Consider the following 16,569-nt stretch of genomic DNA (forward strand, 5'->3'; position numbering starts at 1 on the left):
TCCCCGCTCACGCCTTCTTGCGGTGCATGGACCGGCGCAGCGTTTCGTTGATGCGCGACTGCCAGCCGGTGCCGCTCGCGCGGAAATGCTCCAGCACGTCGGCGTCCAGCCGGATCGTGGTCGACACCTTCGGACGCTCGGACTTCGGGCGGCCCCGGCGTACCGGCGCCGCCGCCATCTTCGCCTGCCACTCCGGGGCCGACAGGTCGGGCGCGTCGTCAGGGTCGGTCCAGGCGGGGGGCGTAGAGCGCTTGCTCGCGGTCATTGGCCTTCCTCAACGAAATGATGCGGCGGGCCGCGCCGCGCGGTGTCCACACCATCACCACCATGCGGCCGTCGAGCCGGCCGACCGTGATGAAGCGGACCTCGCCGTAATCCTGCCGGTCGTCCTCGATGGTGATCGTCGCACCGGCGAACACCTCGTCCGCGCGCGCCATGTCGAGGCCGCGATGGTCGAGGGTGGCTTGGCGCTTGGCGGGATCGAACTCGACCGGCATGCATTTTTGTTACTACGGAAAGTCGCTGTCGTCCATGTTTTTGTAGTAACGGAAAATGGTGGCGACGGCGTTGTGGCGGGGGCGCCGCAATGAACGCGCCGCTGGGCCAGCGCTTCCGCATCCAGGCGTGGGCGCGTGAGCAGCGCTGCGGCTCGCCGGCGGCCAAGATCGTGCTGATGGTGCTCGCCGAACATGCGGACGAGGACGGCTGGGCGTGGCCGTCGGTCGCGCGTATCGCCGCCATCAGCGAACAGAGCGAAGACACCGTCGCGCGCAAGCTGGGCGACCTGGAGCGGCTCGGGCTGATCGCCAAGGTCCCGACCTATGCCGCGGACGGCCGCCGCACCGCCAACCGCTATCGCGTCAACCTTGCCCGCACCACCACCGATGACGACGTCGCCGAGCTGCGCGGCGACCGCAGGCCGGCGGCGTGCGAGGCCGACGGCGCGCCGTCCGAGGAACAAGATGTTGTGGTGGCACCCGCAAATTGCGGGGGCCAAAATGACGAGGGTGGCACCCGCAAATTGCGGGGGTCACCCCCGCATAGCTGTGCGGGGGTCATTCTTGAACTGCCAAATGAACTAACCCCCTTACCCCCAGCGGACCACCCTTCGGCCGGCGAGCCCGACCCAGGTCTAGGGCTTGGGGTCGAGCGGTTCTGGGCCGGCTATCCGGGATCGGCGTGGTCGGACCGACAAAGGCGGGCTGCCGAGAAAGCCTGGACCAGCCTCTCGGCCGACGACCGCACCCGCGTGCTCGCCGTGTTGCCGGATGTGGCTCGGCGAGCACGCGTCTCGGGCAAGCCTCCGCGCCCGCCGGCCGAGTGGCTCGCCAGCCGGCAATGGGCGGCGCCCGAAGCGGCCGACGGCGCGGGCCGGGTGTGGGTGGCGGAGGATTCCCCCGAGGGCCGGGCTTGGGATGTCCTGAGCCAGCTGGTGTTCGGGCTCGGCAGCACAGCGTGGTCGGACCAGCATCGCTGCCGCGGTGCGTGGCGCCCGTGCGTGATGCCGCCAGCCTTCGGGCTCGGTGTCGGCGCGGTGCCGCGTGCCGAGTGGGTGCTGGTGGCCGAGGGCACGCCGGAATTCGCCGCGTGGCGCGGCCGGCTGACGGAGATGGCCGCCGCGCTCGGCAGCGCGGTGCGCATCAAGCCGCCGGCGAAGCACTTCGGCCGCGACCCTGCATCGGGCCAGATCATTCAGGCGGTGGGATGGGACGTGCCGATGCGGACGCCGCCGCCGCGACCGGCCAGCGGCGACGGCGCTGAACGGGCCTCAAGCGGATGACGGAGAGCGACATGCTGGCGAAGACCCCCGACTCGAACGCGATCGAACGCTCCCTCCGTCTTGCGCCGGGACCGGCTTGGCATGTGGTGCGCTCCATCGGCCGCACCGACACCCAGGTGCTCGACTGGCTCAAGCGCCGCGACGTCGAAACCTACTATCCGGTGGTGCGCGAGATGCGGCCGGTGCGGCGCAACAAGCTGAGCCGAGCACAACGCAAAGCCGGCCTCATGATCCTGCGGCCGAAGCTGGTGCCGCTGTTTCCCAAATATTACTTCGTGCGGCTCGACCTCGCCGACGGCGAGTGGCACGAGCTGTTCCGGCTCGGCGGGCTGACCGGCCTCGTGTGTGCCGGCGGCCTGCCGGTGCGGATCGGCGATGATCTGGTCGCGGCGTTGCGTGGCTGCGAGGTCGACGGCGCAGTGCCGGGCACGACGCCAGCGCGCGTGGTGTTTGCGGTCGGCGACACCGTGCGGGTGACGAACGGCCCGTTCGCTGCGCAGCTCGCAACAGTGGAGCGCGGCATCGATGTCGCGCTGCAGGATATTGACGGCGAGACGCGACTCACCGTTGCTATTGAGCTGTTCGGTCGCGCCACGCCCGTTGAGTTGATGATCGACCACGTCGAACGCGTCTGATCGGACCAGCCACCGCTGCAGCCACCACCGGACCACCCGGTGTGCGAAGCTTGCGCGATCAACTTCAAGCCCCGGCGCGGCGACGCGGCCGGGGTTTTTGCTGTTCAAGGATCAGAAGCAAAGGCAGAAATTTCGAAGGCGGACGTCCCTCTGGCCGATCACCGATGCCGACTGCACCGCCGTCCTATCGTCCGCCCCGCGCCGCCGTCGCCGAGCACGTCCGCAAGGCGGAGCACGACGCCAAGCGGCGCAGGACCCAGCCGTGGCGCGCGCTCTACAACACACCGCAATGGCGGGCGATCCGCGAGCAGCAGCTCGCCGAGCATCCGTTGTGCGAGCGCTGCGAGGCGCGCGGCTTGGTCGTGGCGGCGACGGTGGTGAACCACGTTGTTCGTCACCGCGGCGATCCAGTGACGTTCTTCGGCGGCCCGTTCGAGTCGCTGTGCAAGCACTGCCACGACAGCGAAGTGCAGTCCGAGGAAAGGCGCGCGGAGATCAACGCAAGCGGCGCGTCGACGACGTGCGAATGATGTTTCACCGCATCGAAAATAAACAACACTGTTAAGGCCAAACAACGCTGCTTAGCGTCCGGTCTCGTCCATGGGAGGGGGGCAGAAAATCTCTGTCGCCCCCACGAGAAGACCGGCGCCCGCAAGTCTGTGCGCAATTCCGCAGAATTCTCAGAAGTTTTTTCGGCACAAGAGGATCGGATGCCCCGCGGTCGACGCTCTCAGCCCGACGACATCAAGGCGCTCAAGGGCAATCCCGGCAAGCGCCGCCTTGCGCTCAAGGCTGGTGTCGACCACGGCGAGACCAAGGCACCGCTTGCCCATGTCGAGCTGCCGGACTTCCTCACTCATGAGCGCGAGCGCGCCATCTTTCAGCGCGTGGTCGACGACCTGCTGCAGCGGCGTGTCGCACGACAGGCCGACCTCGCCGCCTATGCCCGCTGGGCGCACTACCTGCACCGCTGGATCGAGTGCAAGGACGCGCTCGATGGCGTGTCGCTCGCCTATGAGACTGCCTCGAAGCACGGCACCATGTTGCGTAAGCACCCGCTGTTCGCGGCGATGGTCGATCTCGAGCGGCTTTTGATGGCGCTCGAGGATCGCCTCGGCCTCAACCCCGCGGCGCGGCAGACCATCATCCGCGGCCTCGCCGCGCTGCCACCAGCCTTCCTCGGCGACCTGTTCGAGGAGGATCGCCGCGAGCGTGCCGCGGCCGGCGACCCCGCGCCGAGCGCCAAGGAGGCCGCGCCGCCGGCGGACTCCCCGCTCGGTTTCCTGGCGCGCGCCGGCGCGGCGAAGCCGAGCACCGCCAAGCACTGACCTGCTACCATGACGCCTCTCGTCCAAACCGATCCGCTTGGTTTCCTGGCGACCGACCGCGCGATTTTTCAGCGCGTGTTCGATGACCTGCTGCGGCGGCGGGTCGTGCGGCGGGCTGACCTCAAAGCCTATGCCCTATGGGTCTATTACCTGCGCCGCTGGGTCGAGGCGAAGGATCAGCTCGAGGGATGCTCGTCCACCCACGAGATCGAGACCAAGCACGGCAAGATTCTGCTCGTGAACCCGCTGTATGCCAAAACGGCCAAAGTCTGTGAGGAAAATTGTAGGTACATGATCGCCTTGGAGGATCGCCTAGGGATCAATCCGGCGTCGCGGCAGACCGTCATCAGAAACCTTGCTGAATTGCCGCATCGCTGATGGCCTCGCCCTACGTGTTCGACAGGCGTCTTGCCGACGCCGCGGTCGAATGGTTCGCGCGCTACATGCGCTTCGTCGACGGCGAGTGGGCGGGCAAGCCGTTCGTGTTGTCGCCGCACCAGGTCAAGCGCACGCGCAACATCTTCGGCTGGCGCCGCCGCTCGGACGGCACCCGCCGCTATCGCCGGGTGCGGATCTGGGAGCCGCGCAAGAACGGCAAGACGGAGTACATGGCCGGGCTCGGCCATCTCCTCACCATCGGCGACAACGAGCCCGGCGCCCAGGTGCTGGCGCACGCCCTCGATGCCAAACAGTCCGGCATCGTGTTCGACAAGGCAGCGCGGATGGTGCAGCTGTCGGAGGAGCTGTCGCGCCTCTACGAGGTCACCAAGACCGGCCTGTTCTGCCCGGCGCTGATGGCCTCGTTCCGGCCGCTGTCGGGCGAACCGCAGGGAAAGCACGGCCTGTCGCCACACGCCGCGCTGGGCGACGAAGCGCACGAGTGGCGGAACTTCCGCCTGCACACCTTCCTGGTCCAGGGCATGGGCGCGAGGCGCCAGCCGCTCGACGTCATCATCTCGACAGCGGGCGAGGTCAACACGCCGGGGCACGAGCTGTATCGCGAGTCCAAGCGTATCCTCGAAGACCCGGCGATCGACCCGGAATGCTACGTTGAGATCTTCGAGGCGCCGGCGGACGCCGACTGGACCAACCCCAGGACTTGGGGTCGGGCCAATCCGAACCTCGGCGTATCGGTCAAGTCCGACTGGATGGCCTCGGAATGCAAGCGGGCGCAGGATTCGCCGCGGCTGGAGAACGACTTTCGCCGTTACCACCTCAACCAGTGGGTCGAGCAAAAGACCCGCTGGCTGCCGATGCAGAAGTGGCCGGCGAACACCACCTCGCCGAAGCGGCCGACCTGGCGCGAGCTGTGGCAGGCGGCGTGGGGCCGGCGAGCATTCGCCGGGCTCGACCTCGGCTCGACCCGCGACATTACCGCGCTGGTGTGGATCGTCGAGCTGGACGACGGCCGCCTCGCCCTGCTGCCGCGGTTCTGGGTGCCGGAAGACAGCGTCGCCCAGCGGGTTCGCGAAGACCGCGTTCCCTATGACCGGTGGATCGCCGAGGGCGCGTTGCAGACGACGCCGGGCAACGTCACCGACTACGACTTCATCGAGCATGCGGTGATGGCCGACGCCGAGCAGCTCCGCTGCGAGGGCCTCGCCATCGACCGCTGGAACGCAACGCAAGTCTCCGTCCACCTGCAGAGCGAGGGCCTGCCGGTGAAGCTGTTCGGCCAGGGCTTCTTCTCGATGGCGGCGCCGACCAAGGAGCTGGAGCGGCTGTTCCTGGCCGGGCAGCTCGAACACGGCGACCACCCGGTGCTGCGCTGGATGTTCGGCAACGCCACGGTGGCGCGTGACCCGGCCGGCAACCTCAAGCCGGACAAGGCCGCTGCCGGCGAAAAGATCGACGGTGTGGTGGCGGCGGTGATGGGCCTCGGTCTGAAGATGGGCAGCGCGCCCGATCTCACCGTCACCGGCGCCGACGTGATGATGATGGTTTGACCCATGAACTGGCTCAAATTCCGCAGCGCCTCGGATGAGCCGCGGCGCGGGGTGACGCCGGACGGCGACCGCGGCTGGACGCCGTCGGCCGGCGGGCCGCTGGCGATCTCGGGGGTCGTCGTCACCTCGGAGCGGGTGCTGCAGCTCGGCTCGGTGCAGGCGGTGTTGAACGGCCTCGCCGGCACGATCTCGTCGCTGCCGTGGATGCTGATCCGCCGCGGCGGCGATGACAGCCGCGCCCCGGCGCGCGACCATCCGCTGTTCCGGCTGCTGCACAACAGGCCGAACCGCCGGCAGACGTCCGCCGAGTTCCGCGACGAGCTGGTGCGCCATCTGGCGTTCTGGCGCAACGCCTATGCCCGGATCATCCCGGGGGACGATTACGCCATCGGCGGGTTGGAGCTGATCCACCCCGATCGCATCGCCCGCATCGAACGCGATGTCACCGGGCGCGTCCACTACACCGTCAACGGCCTCGGCACCGCGCCCCAGGAGCGGTTGCGCGATGACCAGATCTGGCACATCCGCCGCGCGCCGCTGACCGTCGATGGCCTGCGCGGACAGACCATGGTCGAGACCGCCAGGCAGGTGTTCGGCCGCGCGCTGGCGGTCACCGACTATGGCGATCTGTTCTTCGCCAATTCCGGCCAGACCGGCGGCGTGCTCAAGCACCCCGGCACCTTCAAGTCGAAGGAGGATCGCGATCAGTTCCTCGACAACTGGCGCCTGTCCTCAACCGGGCTCAACCGCCATCGCGATCGGCTGCTGACTCATGGTGTCGAGTATCAGCAGCTCAAGATCACCAATGCCGAGGCGCAGCTCCTGGAGACGGAGAAGGCGGCCGACGTGTCGGTGTTCGGGCTGTGGAACTACCCGCCACACCTTGCGGCCCGCCTCGACCGCGCGACGTTCTCGAACATCGAGCACCAGTCGATCGACTTCGTGGTGCATACGATCGGGCCGCTGATCACCGCCATTGAACAGTCAGCCACCACCGATCTGGTGGTGCAGCGGGCAGAGGACAGCGGCGCCGAGCTTGTCGCCGAATTCAACATTGCCGGCCTGCTGCGCGGCGACGTGCTCGCTCGCTATCGCGCCTATGCCATCGGCCGGCAGTGGGGCTGGCTGTCGGTCAACGACATCCGCCGCCTCGAAAACCAGAACCCGATCGAGGGCGGCGACGAATATCTGCGCCCGCTCAACATGGTCCCCGCCGGGAGCCCCGACTATGACCCGTCCAAGCCCGACAAATCCGACACTCCTGACGGCGACCCCGGAAGCGCGCCTGCTCGCTGAACTGGCCGCGGCCGATCCGGCGCTTGCGGTCGCCGTCGACCGGCTGTCACGCTGGGCGCGCGAGGAACCGCGCGCCGAGGTGCCCGCGCCCAGCCGGGCCGGCCGCATCGCAGTGGTGCCGGTCTATGGCGTCCTGATGCCGACCACGCTGGCGCGGCTCGGCCGCCAGGTCTCCGCGCTCGCCGCCGATGCCGACGTTGCGGCGATCGCGCTGCATGTCGACTCCCCCGGCGGCACGGTCGCCGGCACCGCGGAGGCGGCGGCCGAGGTGGCGGCGGCAGCGCGCGTCAAGCCGGTGGTTGCGGTGGCCGACACCCTGGCGGCTTCGGCCGCCTACTGGATCGCCTCGCAGGCCTCCGAGCTGGTGGTGACCGAAACCGGGGATGTCGGCTCGATCGGCGTGATCGCCATGCACATGGATGTGTCGAAGGCGCTCGAAGACTTCGGCATCCGCACCACCGTGTTCCGCTCGGCGCCGTTCAAGGCCGAGGGCTCGCCGTTCGAGGCGCTGACCGACACCGCCAAGGAGTGGATGCAGGCGCGGGTGGACGAGGCGCACGGCTGGTTTGTCCAGGCCGTCGCCGCCGGCCGGCGGACCTCGGCGGAGAAGGTGTCCAGCGAGTTCGGCCGCGGTCGGGTGGTCTCGGCCCGCGCGGCGGTCGCTGCCGGCATGGCCGACCGCGTCGCCTCGCTCGACCAGACCTTGCGCGATCTCGCCGCGCGCGTTGCGGCGCCTTCCGGCCCGCGGCGTCGCCGCTCCTCCCTTGCGTTTGCGTGACCCCGCCGGCCGCGTCCGGCAATCAGGAGACAGCTGATGAACCTGAAGCAGCTCCGCCAGGCCCGTGCCGACAAGGCCAAGGCCGGCAAGACCAAGCTCGACGAGCTCAACGCCCTGCTGGCAAAGGAGAACGCCAGCGATGCCGACAAGGCGCGGATCGACGCCCTCGACACCGAGGTGACCGCCCTGGAGAAGGATGTCGCCGATCTCGATGCCGCCATCGCCCGCGAGGAGCAGGCGGCGCGACGCGCGACGCTGTTCGGCGTCCATCTCGCCGGTGGTGGCAACGCTGCCCAGAATATCCGCGTCAGTTCGAGCGAGCCCAATCCGGAAACCACCGGCGGCTTCAGGTCGCTTGCGGAATTCGCGGTGGCGGTGCGCGCGGCGGCGACCGGCGGCGGCCTCGACCCGCGCCTTGCCGCCAGCCCGTCGAATGTCCACCAGACCAGCGGGTCGGCCGGCGAAGGCTACATGATCCCTCCGGACTTCCGCACCAGCATCTGGGAGGCGGTGTTCAACGAGGGCGACCTGCTTCCCCGCATCGCGCCGTCTCCCACCAATTCCAACGCGGTCGGCATCATCAAGGATGAATCGACGCCGTGGGGTGCCGCCGGGGTCCAGGCAGCGTGGCGTGCCGAAGGTGCGGTGATGACGCCGTCCAAGCAGGCCACCAAGGGGGCGCTGGTCCAGCTCCACGAGATCTATGCGTTCGTCGCCGCCAGTGATGAAGTGCTGGCGGATGCGCCGTTGCTGCAGGACCGCCTCACCCGCCGTGCCGCCCAGGCCATCCGCTGGAAGGTGTCTGACGCCATCATGTGGGGCGACGGCGTCGGCAAGCCGCTCGGCTTCATGAACGCCGGCGCCCTGGTGACCCAAGGAAAGGAATCGGCGCAGACCGCCGACACCATCGTCACCAAGAACGTCACCAAGATGCTGAGCCGGATCGTTCCCGGCGGCATCGGCCAGGCATTCTGGCTGGCGACCTCCGAAGCGCTTCCCCAGATCGTCGAGCTCTCGATCGGCACCACGCCGATGTGGACGTCGCCGAATGCCGGCCTGCAGCAGTCCCCCGGCGGCAATCTGCTCGGCCGGCCGATCGTGTTCTCGCAGCATGCCTCGGCGATCGGCGACCTCGGCGACATCGCGCTGATCGACCCCGAGGGCTACTTCCTCGCCACCAAGGCCGGCGGCGGCATCGACTTCGCAGCCTCCATCCATCTGTGGTTCGACTATGCGCTGACCGCGTTCCGCTGGACCTTCCGCGTCGGCGGCCAGCCGCTGCTGTCGGCGCCGATCAGCCCGGCGCGCGGATCCAACACCACCAGCCACTTCGTCACCCTCGAGGCGCGGTGAGTCCCGCGCGCACCGGAGAATTGAGCGATGACCCCGTCCACCTCTCCCGCCGATCGCGTCGCCATTCTCGGCGCGATCAATCCCGCGTCGCAGGCCGCGGGAACCGTTTCCACCGGCTGGTTTCCCGCCAAGCTGTGGGGATCGTTTCTTGCCATCGTCCAGGCCGGCGCCCTGGGCGCGAATGCCACCGTCGATGCAAAGCTCGAGCAGGCCAAGGACGCCGCGGGCGCCTCGGCCAAGGACATCGCCGGCAAGTCCATCACCCAGCTCACCAAGACCGACGCCGACGACAACAAGCAGGCGGAGATCAATCTGCGCCAGGCCGAACTCGACATTGCCAACGGCTTCACCCACGTCCGGCTGTCGATCACGGTGGCGACCGCCGCCTGCCTTGTTGCCGGCCTGGTGATCGGCCTCGACCCGCGCTTCGGTCCGGCATCGGACTACGACGCCGCCTCGGTCGACTCCATCGCCTGACCGGGGGCCGCGATGTCGCTCGCCGTCGTCACGCCGCCATCCGAGCCGGCCGTTTCGTTGGCCGAGGCCAAGGCGCATCTGCGCGTCGATCATGCCGACGATGATGCGTTGATCGAGTCCTTGGTGGCGGCGGCGAGCGATCTGGTCGAAGCCTATACGCAACGGCGTTTGCTGACCCAGGCGCTCGACTGGACGGTGCCGGCGTTTCGGCCGGTGCTGGTGACGCCGCTAGCGCCGGTCACCGCGGATGGCGTGGTGTCGATCAAATATCGCGATGCCGGTGGTGCACAGCGCACCCTTGATCCCTCGGCCTATATCGTGCGCTGCGGCGCTGGCGAGCATGGGCCGGCGGTGATCCGCCCGGCTGCGGCAACTACTTGGCCGGCGCCGGATTACAACACGGCCGATCCGGTGGTGCTGCGCTTCACCGTCGGCTTTGGGGCTGCTGCCGACGTGCCGGCACCGATCAAGGCGGCGATCCTGCTGGTGGCCGGCGCGCTCTACGCCAACCGCGAGGCCGTGGTGCCGGGCACCTCAAGCCCGCTTTCGCTCGACACCGCGCCGGCGGTTACCGCCCTGCTCATCCCCTATCTCTGGGAGCCCTGACCATGCCCGTTTCCGCTTCGCTCTACGCCGGCGTCAAGGCGGTCGAATCCGGCGCCGCCGACCTCGGCACGCCGAGCATCACCCACGACACCGGCTCCAAGCAGATCGACTGGACCAACGGCACGCTCGCCGATCAGGCCGACAGGATCTGGTCGGACGTGTTCTCGATCCCGGCCTCCGGCAACACCGACCTCGATCTCGCCGGCGCGCTGACCGGCGCGCTTGGCGGCACGGTCACCTTCGCCAAGATCAAGGCGATCTACCTCGAAGCCGATCGCGCCAACGCCAACAACATCGTGGTGGGCGCCGCCGCCTCGAACCCGTTCCTCGGCCCGTTCGGCGCCGCGACCCACACCCTCGCGGTGCCGCCCGGCGGCCGGGTGATGCTGACCGCGCCGGTGGGCGGCTGGGCGGTCACCGCCGGCACCGGCGATCTGCTGCGGCTGGCCAATTCCGGGGCCGGCACTGCCGTCAACGGCAAGATCGTGCTGATCGGTACCTCGGCGTGACGCCGATGCAATGCAGGATATGGCGATCAGGTATCTTCACCTTCGACCTCCGAAAGCTCATCGGCATTATCGGATGAGCGGGGAAACTTGGCGACGCGATGCTCCTTTCTAGCTCGCGCGTAGCACGGCGCCCATCTGTCGACGTTCTTTAGCTCGACCGGAATTTCATTTCTGAATGGCCCCATGTTTCCCTCGAAAGGGATCGTGTAGATATGCGCTCGTTCGAAGAATTCATCGCCTTCCTCGTCGACGTCGAGAATGTGCTCGTACGGCAGTACGAGGCGCGTCTCGAACCAAGCCCTGTTTCGTTCCGGTAACGCATTCCAAATCGCCATTGCTTCCTGGCGAGCCGCTTCATCGCTCTCGCGATCCTTCCACGGGTCCTCGTGTTTTTCCACGGGACCGTCGTCCATCGTCTCGGCGAAATCCCAGTGCTCGCCATCATCGTCGATGAAGGCGAAGCGTCGGCGGAAAACGAAGTGAACACCATCATGAAAGCATCCAACCACGCGGAGCGGCTTCCAGCGACCACGGCCAATCAGCGGAAGATTTCGGTCTGGGTCTTTGTAGGGGTACCGATGATCTGTGGGATCGCGCACTAGCGCCGCCATCCACGGTGTCAGGTGACGCTTGCATTTTCTCTTCATGGCGAGACGTGCTCGCACCTCCGTCTTCAGCGTGCGACGTCGCACCAGAAGCGAAACGCCGAAATACGCGAATAGGAGATGATCGTTTTTGGGCTGAAAAAGCTGATCTTCGATTTCGGCCTTTCCCCATAGATGCGTCTCGTAGAAACCCATTGCACGAGCCTTATATCGGAACTCATCACGTGCTTTCTTCGAGAAATCACACGCCGCCGCGAGAATTACGCCGTGAATTTCGGCGCGTTCACCGGCTGGAATATCTTCGAGATACCCAACCAGCTTTGTCGGTCCGATGACCTTTTCGCGCTTACATTGAATAAGCCACAGCCGATCCGGCGAGCTTGGCTCTGCCTCTTCTTGGTCGGCATCTTCTCCGGCTTCCACGGAAGGTTGCGGGCCAACGATTTCGAATCCTCTAGCGTCGAAGCCATCATCGCTACCGGCTCTGCCTGTAGCTTCAAGCATGCGCCAGGGCCGGAAGTCGTAGAGGAGCTGCCGCACGAGGTCTTCGAACCTGCGCGGTTCAAGGTCTTCAAGGTGAAGTTGACCAAGCGTCTTCGAGGTAATGGGTGGCATACGACTCGGCTCGCCTTCAGCTACCAGAGTATACGGAGGCCGCTGAGAAGCGCGAGGCGCCCGTGGGCGCCTGCCTCGGACACCCCTACGCCTCAGCGGCAGGTGTGGGTGCGTAGTCGCCTATCATTTGACTGCTGATCATAGGGCCATTCGCTTGCTGCGCTCGGACGCACACAGCTCCATTCGGGGGTCGCTCACCGAGGCGTCGAGTGATCTCAGCGATCCACATCGTCTTTGAACCTGAACGCCAATGCCGTGGGTCAGATTTGCGGCCCCGTTCGACTGGCATCCGCCGGAGGCGCGCCGGCACACCGTGCTGGCGTTCCAGGCCGGTGACGTCTGCCTCGTCCGCCGCCGCTGCTTCACGGACGCGCTGACCGCCGGCACCGCACGCCCGGCCACCTCTGAGGAGATCGCTGATGCTCGCCGCAGGATCGCTGCGTGACCGGCTGCGCTTCGAGCGGCGCCAGCCCGCCGACGACGGCTTCGGCAATGTCGCGGGCGATTGGGTCGCACGGTGCACCGCGTTCGCAGCCCGCAAGGCGCTGCGCGGCGGCGAGGCGGTGATGGGACAACGCCTCGCCGGCAGGCAGCCGATCGTGTTCACGGTGCGCGCCTCGTCCGAGACGCGCGAGATCGCGCCGGACTGGCGCGCTGTCGATGTCCGCACCGGCACGGTCTACGCCGTGCGGTCGGTGGTCGACCCGGACGGACGCGGCGAGCGTCTCGACATCCTGTGCGAGGGGGGCGTGGCACCGTGACCGACAATCGTCAGGTGGTGACAAGGCTGATGTCCCGCGTGCTGGCCAAGGCGCGGCCGGCGGCGATGTCCGAGCTGGAGCACCAAGCCGACGCGCTGGTGGCGGAGATGCGGGCCAAGGTGGCGAAGGGCGAGACCGGCCACCTCGCGGCCTCCATCCGACGCGAGCCCGGACCGCGGCCGAATTCGGTGCGGGTGCGCGCCGGCGGCACGCTGACCCGCAAGCCGATCAAGGGCGACAGCATCTTCGGCGCCTTTGTCGCCGGGTTGAAGGCGGGCCTCAAGGGCCAGGAGCCCTATTACGACTACGCCCGGGCGATCGAGTTCGGCATCCAGGGTGTTCCGCCGCAGCCGTTCTTCTTTGCCACCTATCGCAAGCGCAAGCGGGCGATCCGCAAGGCGGTGAAGGACGCCATGAAGCGCGCGGTGGAGACGGCATGAGCGCGGCCTTGGCGCTGCAGGGCGCGGTGGTTGCGGCGCTCAAGGCCGATGCGGCGATCGCCGAGCTGGTGGGCGCTCGCATTTATGACGCGGTGCCGGCCGAGGCAGCCTTTCCCTATCTGGTGGTCGATGGCTGGGATGCGCTGCCCGATCCTGCCGATGCCTATGACGGCGTCGATATCGCCTTTGTCGTGCATGCGTGGTCGCGCGCCGTCGGGTTTCCGGAAACCCATCGCCTCGCCGCTGCGGTCGAAGGCGCTCTCTTCGAGGACGCTCTGTCCCCAGCACTCGCTGCGGCCGGCTTGAGGCTGGTTGAGATCCGGGTGGAGCGCACGCACGCGCTGCGCGACCCGGACGGACACACCCGGCACGGGGTCGTCTCGTTCGAGGCGATGCTCGAGCCCATCTGAGGAGACGACACAATGGCCAACAAAGTCCGCGCCACCGCGGTGTTCAGCCTCACGCTGGAGGTCGACGCCGAGTCCATCTGGGAGCCGACCTGCACGGTCGGCCAGATCCAGGACCAGGCCCTGGTGGAGGCGGCCGGGAAGATCCAGCAGCTGCCGAACCTGATCCCCGGCCTGCGGATGACCGGAGAGCCTACCCTCAGCGCCGTGGTCTGCCACACCCGCCCGAGCGAGGCGTGACATGGCCAAACCGACCACGGCAGCCGCCACCAAGCTGATCATCCTGCTCGGCAATGGGGCGAGCCCGGAAGTGTTCGCCGCGCCGTGCGGGCTGGTGTCGAAGGGCATCTCGTTCGCCGCCGCTTCGGGCGAGACCACGGTGCCGGATTGCGACAATCCGGATGCGCCGGCCTGGGTGGAACGGGTGGTGCAGTCGCTCTCGGCGACGGTCACCGGCGAAGGCGTGCTGGCCTTCGAAAGCCTCGAGATCTGGAATGCCTGGTTCTTCTCCGGCCTCGCCAAGACCTGCCGCATCAAGCTCGACCTGCCGGGCGCCGTGGGCGGCGGCTATTTCTTCGCGCCGTTCATCCTGTCGCAGTTCCAGATCAACGGCCAGAACGGCCAGAAGGTGCAGGTGTCTGTGCAGCTGCAGAATGACGGCCAAGTGCAATGGGTGGATGCGGCATGAGCGCGGACGGATCGGTGAAGCTGACGTGGCCGGATGGCGAGCGCACCTTCCGCCTCGCCATCGGCCAGCTGCGCGAGCTGCAGGAGCGGACCGGCGTCGGCCCGCATGCGCTGTCGCGACGCATCGTGTCGGGCGACTGGTTCGTCGACGACCTGGTCGAGACCATCCGGCTTGGCGCCATCGGCGGCGGCGCCAGCCCCACGGAGGCGCTCAAGCTGGTGCGGACCTATGTCGAGGCCCGGCCGCTGACGGAGGCCGTCCTGCCGGCGGCGGCGATCCTGGCCGCGGCGCTGGTCGGCGTTGCCGACGATCCGGTCGGCCGCCGCGAAAACCCTACGACGCCGGCCGCCGGGATGCCGGCGACCGGCTGATCTTCTCGACGCTCTATGGCACCGGCGCGGCGCTGGGCTTCGCCCCGGCCGTGGTCGATGCCATGTCGCTCTGGCAGTTCGCGGCCTGCATCGACGGCTGGAACCGCGCCAATGGCGCCGAGGTGCCGCCGGAGCCGCTCTCACCGGGCGAGTTCGACGACCTGCTCGCCCGCCACGCCGACTTCGTGACCCATACGGTGCACTGATGTCTTCCGACTCTGCCGCGCTGGTTGCGGATCTGCGCGCCCGCCTCGACCTATTCGAGCGCGACATGCGCCGGGCCGGCGACATCGTCGACGACCGGGTGCGCGGCATCGAACGCCGGTTCGAGACGCTGAACGTGACGGCGGCCGGCTTCGTGAAGGGCCTGCTGGCGGCCTTCACGGTCGATCAGCTGGTCGCCTTCAAGAACGAGCTGGTCGAGATCGGCCGGGTCGCCAAGGAGTTCGGCGAGAAGCCGGCGCTGATCTCCGGCATTGCCTCGGCGCTGAATTCGACCGGTGCGAGCACGCAGGAGGCGCTCAAGGGCCTCCAATCGCTGGGCGAACGGCTCAATCAGGCGCGGCGGCAGGAGAACGACCTGTCGCGGCTGCTGGAGGCGAACAACATCGCCTACAAGACCCGCACCGGCGAGGCGTTGAGCCTGAACGACGCCCTGGCCATCGCGGCGCGGCTGATCGCCAATGCCGGCAGCGAGTTCGACAAGATCGAGATCGCCAGGATGCTCGGCCTGTCGAAAGAGTGGATCGAGCTGCTGGAAAAGGGGCCGGAGACGGTCCTGAAGATGGTGTCCGCCGCCGAACAGGCCGGCGGTGCGATCGATGATGAGCTGGTCAAGCGGGCCGAGGAATTCGACCGGGTCTGGAGCGAGACCTGGAACAGCTTCGTCCTCCAAGCCAAGGCGGCGTTCATCGCCGTCGACAAGGCGCGGGCCGAGCGCGAGGCCGGCGGCAAGAGCTTCGCGAGCGGGACGTCGCTCGACCCCAACAAGGGCCGACCGGCGGATCTGGGCGTCACCATCATCGGACCTGACGGGACAGAGTCCTGGTACCCGACCGCGAATCCACCGGCCCCCCGAGAGCCGGCCGGCACTGCCCCTGCGCCGCAGCCGCGCTCCTCATCGACGTCGCCGACCATCATCCCGGGAAAGGGCGGCCACAAGGCGTCCGGCTACGGTGCCGACGCCAGCGCACTCGATGCCCTCATCGAGCGGCTGCAGAAGAAGATCGCGGTGCAGGACGCCGAGGCGGCGAGCCTCGGCAGGTCGAGCTATGAGCAGGCCAAGGCGCGGGCCGAGGCCGAGCTCTATGATGCGGTGAAGCGCGATGAGATCGCCATCACCGACGAGGTGCGGGCGAAAATCGAGGCCCAGGCCACCGCCTATGCCGCGTCGGTCGAGCGTCTGAAGGAGACGAAGCGCGCCATCGAGGCGGTGCATGATGCGGCGCAGGGAATGGGCGGCGCCTTCGCGACGGCGATCGACGGGCTGGTGGTCCAGGGCGAGAAACTGGACCAAGTTCTGAACAACCTCCTCAAGTCTCTGTCCTCGGACATCCTGCGCTCGCTGCTGACCGGACAGGGCAGCTTCGGCGGGCTGTTCGGCACTGCGGGCCAGAACGGGCAGGCCGGCGGAATCCTCGGCCAGCTGCTCTCCGGTCTGTTCGGCGGCGCCCGGGCCGGCGGCGGGGATGTATCGCCGGGGAAAGCCTGGCTGATCGGCGAGCGCGGGCCGGAACTGTTCGTGCCTCGCGTCGCCGGGACCGTGGTGCCCAACGCTGCCCTGCGCGGCGGCGGCGGCACGGTGGTCCGCATCCAGAACTATGCGACGCAGGATGTCAGCGAGACCCGCAGCACCGGCTCGGACGGAACCGAGATGATCGACATCGCGATCGGCCGCTCGCTCGCGTCCGGCCGGCAGGATGGCGCGCTCGGCGCCCGCTACGGGGCCCGGCCGCGCACGGTGAGGCGCTGACC

The 16,569-nt window shown here is 68.0% G+C and carries 24 protein-coding genes; 21 read left to right on the plus strand and 3 right to left on the minus strand.

Going from position 1 to position 16,569, the window contains the following annotated elements; translation table 11 throughout:
* Positions 1-7: 7 nt before the first annotated feature.
* On the minus strand, positions 8-265 hold the full coding sequence (locus tag BLTE_RS10130) for a BrnA antitoxin family protein (RefSeq protein WP_126400054.1): 258 nt from the start codon (positions 263-265) through the stop codon (positions 8-10).
* Positions 219-497, minus strand: a complete 279-nt coding sequence (locus BLTE_RS10135; protein ID WP_126400056.1) for a BrnT family toxin — start codon at positions 495-497, stop codon at positions 219-221. The genes BLTE_RS10130 and BLTE_RS10135 overlap by 47 nt, the downstream gene beginning before the upstream one ends.
* Positions 498-586: 89 nt before the next feature.
* On the opposite strand from BLTE_RS10135, the gene BLTE_RS10140 reads away from it, so the two are divergent.
* From BLTE_RS10140 to BLTE_RS10195, 12 genes are all read left to right on the plus strand, one after another.
* Positions 587-1,780, plus strand: coding sequence for a helix-turn-helix domain-containing protein (locus BLTE_RS10140; protein ID WP_126400059.1), 1,194 nt, complete (start codon positions 587-589; stop codon positions 1,778-1,780).
* 11 nt (positions 1,781-1,791) lie between these two features.
* Positions 1,792-2,415, plus strand: a complete 624-nt coding sequence (nusG, locus tag BLTE_RS10145; RefSeq protein ID WP_160140575.1) for a transcription termination/antitermination protein NusG — start codon at positions 1,792-1,794, stop codon at positions 2,413-2,415.
* Positions 2,416-2,579: 164 nt separating this feature from the next.
* Entirely contained in the window at positions 2,580-2,945 is a 366-nt protein-coding gene (locus tag BLTE_RS10150; protein WP_174769539.1) for an HNH endonuclease, read from the plus strand.
* 180 nt (positions 2,946-3,125) lie between these two features.
* Positions 3,126-3,743: a P27 family phage terminase small subunit gene (locus tag BLTE_RS10155; protein ID WP_126400064.1), complete on the plus strand. Its 618-nt coding sequence runs from the start codon at positions 3,126-3,128 to the stop codon at positions 3,741-3,743.
* A 9-nt stretch (positions 3,744-3,752) separates the two neighbouring features.
* Positions 3,753-4,121 carry a P27 family phage terminase small subunit gene (locus BLTE_RS10160; protein WP_126400067.1) on the plus strand — a complete coding sequence of 123 codons (369 nt, stop codon included), beginning with the start codon at positions 3,753-3,755 and terminating at the stop codon, positions 4,119-4,121.
* Positions 4,121-5,689: a terminase large subunit gene (locus BLTE_RS10165; RefSeq protein ID WP_126400070.1), complete on the plus strand. Its 1,569-nt coding sequence runs from the start codon at positions 4,121-4,123 to the stop codon at positions 5,687-5,689. Before BLTE_RS10160 ends, BLTE_RS10165 begins: the two co-directional genes overlap by 1 nt.
* A gap of 3 nt (positions 5,690-5,692) precedes the next feature.
* Complete coding sequence (locus BLTE_RS10170) at positions 5,693-6,985, plus strand: phage portal protein (RefSeq protein WP_126400073.1); 1,293 nt, start codon at positions 5,693-5,695, stop codon at positions 6,983-6,985.
* Positions 6,918-7,763: a S49 family peptidase gene (locus BLTE_RS10175; protein ID WP_126400076.1), complete on the plus strand. Its 846-nt coding sequence runs from the start codon at positions 6,918-6,920 to the stop codon at positions 7,761-7,763. The genes BLTE_RS10170 and BLTE_RS10175 overlap by 68 nt, the downstream gene beginning before the upstream one ends.
* Positions 7,764-7,799: 36 nt before the next feature.
* Complete coding sequence (locus BLTE_RS10180; protein WP_244599952.1) at positions 7,800-9,116, plus strand: phage major capsid protein; 1,317 nt, start codon at positions 7,800-7,802, stop codon at positions 9,114-9,116.
* Positions 9,117-9,143: 27 nt separating this feature from the next.
* A complete protein-coding gene (locus tag BLTE_RS10185; RefSeq protein WP_126400081.1) occupies positions 9,144-9,593 on the plus strand; it encodes a hypothetical protein in 450 nt (149 codons plus the stop codon).
* Positions 9,594-9,605: 12 nt separating this feature from the next.
* Positions 9,606-10,199, plus strand: a complete 594-nt coding sequence (locus BLTE_RS10190) for a head-tail connector protein (protein ID WP_126400084.1) — start codon at positions 9,606-9,608, stop codon at positions 10,197-10,199.
* A 2-nt stretch (positions 10,200-10,201) separates the two neighbouring features.
* The gene (locus BLTE_RS10195) at positions 10,202-10,708 is read left to right on the plus strand and encodes a hypothetical protein (protein ID WP_126400087.1); all 507 of its coding nucleotides are present in this window, start codon (positions 10,202-10,204) and stop codon (positions 10,706-10,708) included.
* A 26-nt stretch (positions 10,709-10,734) separates the two neighbouring features.
* Here the strand turns inward: BLTE_RS10195 and BLTE_RS10200 are convergent, their stop codons facing one another.
* Positions 10,735-11,928, minus strand: a complete 1,194-nt coding sequence (locus tag BLTE_RS10200) for a PDDEXK family nuclease (RefSeq protein ID WP_145988186.1) — start codon at positions 11,926-11,928, stop codon at positions 10,735-10,737.
* A 250-nt stretch (positions 11,929-12,178) separates the two neighbouring features.
* On the opposite strand from BLTE_RS10200, the gene BLTE_RS10205 reads away from it, so the two are divergent.
* The 9 genes from BLTE_RS10205 (at position 12,179) to BLTE_RS10240 (ending at position 16,567) form a co-directional block, all read left to right on the plus strand.
* Positions 12,179-12,373 carry a hypothetical protein gene (locus BLTE_RS10205; RefSeq protein WP_126400094.1) on the plus strand — a complete coding sequence of 65 codons (195 nt, stop codon included), beginning with the start codon at positions 12,179-12,181 and terminating at the stop codon, positions 12,371-12,373.
* Positions 12,348-12,689, plus strand: coding sequence for a head-tail adaptor protein (locus tag BLTE_RS10210; protein ID WP_126400097.1), 342 nt, complete (start codon positions 12,348-12,350; stop codon positions 12,687-12,689). The genes BLTE_RS10205 and BLTE_RS10210 overlap by 26 nt, the downstream gene beginning before the upstream one ends.
* Positions 12,686-13,129, plus strand: a complete 444-nt coding sequence (locus BLTE_RS10215) for a hypothetical protein (RefSeq protein ID WP_126400100.1) — start codon at positions 12,686-12,688, stop codon at positions 13,127-13,129. Before BLTE_RS10210 ends, BLTE_RS10215 begins: the two co-directional genes overlap by 4 nt.
* Entirely contained in the window at positions 13,126-13,539 is a 414-nt protein-coding gene (locus tag BLTE_RS10220; RefSeq protein ID WP_126400102.1) for a DUF3168 domain-containing protein, read from the plus strand. The genes BLTE_RS10215 and BLTE_RS10220 overlap by 4 nt, the downstream gene beginning before the upstream one ends.
* 12 nt (positions 13,540-13,551) lie before the next feature.
* Entirely contained in the window at positions 13,552-13,776 is a 225-nt protein-coding gene (locus BLTE_RS10225) for a hypothetical protein (RefSeq protein ID WP_126400105.1), read from the plus strand.
* Between the two features lies 1 nt (position 13,777).
* On the plus strand, positions 13,778-14,224 hold the full coding sequence (locus BLTE_RS10230) for a phage tail tube protein (RefSeq protein ID WP_126400107.1): 447 nt from the start codon (positions 13,778-13,780) through the stop codon (positions 14,222-14,224).
* On the plus strand, positions 14,221-14,595 hold the full coding sequence (locus tag BLTE_RS10235; protein ID WP_160140576.1) for a gene transfer agent family protein: 375 nt from the start codon (positions 14,221-14,223) through the stop codon (positions 14,593-14,595). Before BLTE_RS10230 ends, BLTE_RS10235 begins: the two co-directional genes overlap by 4 nt.
* A gap of 62 nt (positions 14,596-14,657) precedes the next feature.
* The gene (locus BLTE_RS18085; RefSeq protein ID WP_160140577.1) at positions 14,658-14,801 is read left to right on the plus strand and encodes a hypothetical protein; all 144 of its coding nucleotides are present in this window, start codon (positions 14,658-14,660) and stop codon (positions 14,799-14,801) included.
* The gene (locus tag BLTE_RS10240; RefSeq protein WP_126400113.1) at positions 14,801-16,567 is read left to right on the plus strand and encodes a hypothetical protein; all 1,767 of its coding nucleotides are present in this window, start codon (positions 14,801-14,803) and stop codon (positions 16,565-16,567) included. Before BLTE_RS18085 ends, BLTE_RS10240 begins: the two co-directional genes overlap by 1 nt.
* Positions 16,568-16,569: the final 2 nt, after the last annotated feature.

The organism is Blastochloris tepida (assembly GCF_003966715.1).
GTDB classification, from domain to species: domain Bacteria; phylum Pseudomonadota; class Alphaproteobacteria; order Rhizobiales; family Xanthobacteraceae; genus Blastochloris; species Blastochloris tepida.